Source organism: Cellulosimicrobium cellulans, from assembly GCF_001722485.1.
Classification (GTDB): domain Bacteria; phylum Actinomycetota; class Actinomycetes; order Actinomycetales; family Cellulomonadaceae; genus Cellulosimicrobium; species Cellulosimicrobium cellulans_A.
In genome coordinates this window covers 1-1,891 of sequence record NZ_LWGL01000302.1, presented here as the reverse complement: position 1 = coordinate 1,891, position 1,891 = coordinate 1, and the positions used below count along the sequence as shown (strand labels likewise).

The following is a 1,891-nucleotide window of genomic DNA, read 5'->3' as shown; positions in this document are numbered from 1 at the left end:
GCCGCCCGGCCTGGGCCGAGCGTGTCGAGCGGTACGCGCGCACCGCGCGCGAGGTGCACGGCCTCGACCCGGCGCGCACGGCGCGCCTCGCCGACGCGGTCGCCCACGCGGTCGCGACGCGCGACCCCGGACCCGTCGTCGCGACCCACGGCGACTTCCACGCCGCGAACGTCCTCCTCGACAGCACCGGCACGCGCGTGGAGACCCTGCTCGACGTCGACACGCTCGGCCCCGGCCACCGCGTGGACGACCTCGCGTGCGTCGTCGCGCACCTCTCCGTGCTGCCCACGCTGTCGCCGGCCGACTACGACGGCGTCGAGGGCCTCGTCGTGCGGTGCCTCGCGGTGTTCGAGGAGGTCGTCGACCCCGTCGCGCTGCGCTCCCGTGCGGCCGGGGTCGTGCTGTCCCTCGCCTCGGGCGCCGCGACGCGTGAGCTCGCCGAGGCGTGGCTCGCCGTCGCGGAAGGTCTCGTGGCGCCCGTCCCGGCACCGGTCGGCATCTGAGAACCCTCTCATCGGGGGCTCCTCGGCCTCTCACGTCCCGTCGCAAGACTACGTATCAGGCGCGGCAGTCAGGCCGCGCACCCACGACACGAAGGAGAAGCACCATGAAGGCTCGCAGCGCGTGGATCGTCACCGGCGCCCTCGGGGCGGTCGGCCTCGGCGCCACGGTCGCGACGGCGCAGGGGGCGTTCGACGCCCCGGACCCGGCGGTCGTCTCGCCCTCGGTCCAGGTCGACGACGCCTCGACGGCGGGGCAGGCGCCCGCCGCCACGACGTCGCCCGCACCGAGCCCGAGCGCCGTGCAGAACGGCTCCTCGATCACCACGGTGACCGCTCAGACGGCCCAGACGGCCCAGACGGCGAACACGCCCGACACCCCGAACACGCCCGACACCCCGAGCACGCCCGACACCCCGAGCACGCCCGACACCCCGAACACGCCGGACACCGCGCCGACGCCGCCGACGCCGCAGACCGCCGACTGACGGCAGGAGCCCTCGGCGACACCGCCGAGGGCTCCTGCAGCACGACCCGACGCCCGCCCCGCCGCCCCGGGGCGGGCGTCGGCGTGCGTCAGGCGCTGCGCGCGGCGTCCGCGAGGCGGTAGCCCATGCCGCGGACGGTGACGAAGTGCTCGGCGCCGAGCTTGTTGCGCAGGTAGCGCACGTACACGTCGACGACGTTCGACCCGGGATCGAAGTCGTACCCCCACACGCGCGACAGGAGCTGCTCGCGGCTGAGAACCTGCCCGGGGTTGCGCAGGAACGCCTCGGCGAGCGCGAACTCGCGCGCGGACAGGTCCACCTCCCGGTCGGCGGTGCGGGCGCGGCGCGTGCGCAGGTCGAGGCTGAGCGACCCGTGGCTGAGCACGGTGACCTCGCCCGCCGGCTCGGTGCGCAGGCGCAGGCGGATCCGCGCGAGAAGCTCCTCGAACCGGAACGGCTTGGCCATGTAGTCGTCGGCCCCGCCCTCGAGGCCGGCCACCGTGTCGGCCACCGAGGAACGCGCGGTGAGGATGATGACGGGGATGGTGTTGCCCGTCTCGCGCAGGCGCCGCAGGAACGTGAACCCGTCCTGGTCGGGCAGGCCGAGGTCCAGGACGAGCAGGGCGAAGTCGCCCGTGCTCACGAGGTCGAGCGCCTCACGGCCCGTGGTCACGGTCGTGCTCGCGTAGCCCGCGGCGCGCAGGCCCTTGGCCACGAACGACGCGATGCGGGTCTCGTCCTCCGCGAGGAGGATCTGGCTCACGGGGTGGTCCTTCCGTCGGAGGGTGCAGGAGCGGGCGCGCCTGCCGGCGGGGGCAGGAGCGGTGTCGGCGCGGTGGGCGCCGTCGGGACGGTGGGCGCGGTGCGGCCCGCCTCGGCGTGCGTGCTCGCGCCGGCGGGGCC

General features: G+C 75.6%; 3 protein-coding genes. 2 read left to right on the top strand and 1 reads right to left on the bottom strand.

What is annotated here, in order from left to right; genetic code table 11:
• Window positions 1-503: phosphotransferase (locus tag JZ5iCDA_RS17240; RefSeq protein ID WP_171905429.1), on the top strand; the 503-nt coding region annotated here is incomplete at its 5' end.
• Between the two features lie 104 nt (window positions 504-607).
• Window positions 608-988 carry a hypothetical protein gene (locus JZ5iCDA_RS17235; protein WP_069388214.1) on the top strand — a complete coding sequence of 127 codons (381 nt, stop codon included), beginning with the start codon at window positions 608-610 and terminating at the stop codon, window positions 986-988.
• Between the two features lie 88 nt (window positions 989-1,076).
• Here the strand turns inward: JZ5iCDA_RS17235 and JZ5iCDA_RS17230 are convergent, their stop codons facing one another.
• Entirely contained in the window at window positions 1,077-1,751 is a 675-nt protein-coding gene (locus JZ5iCDA_RS17230) for a response regulator transcription factor (protein ID WP_069388213.1), read from the bottom strand.
• Window positions 1,752-1,891: the final 140 nt, after the last annotated feature.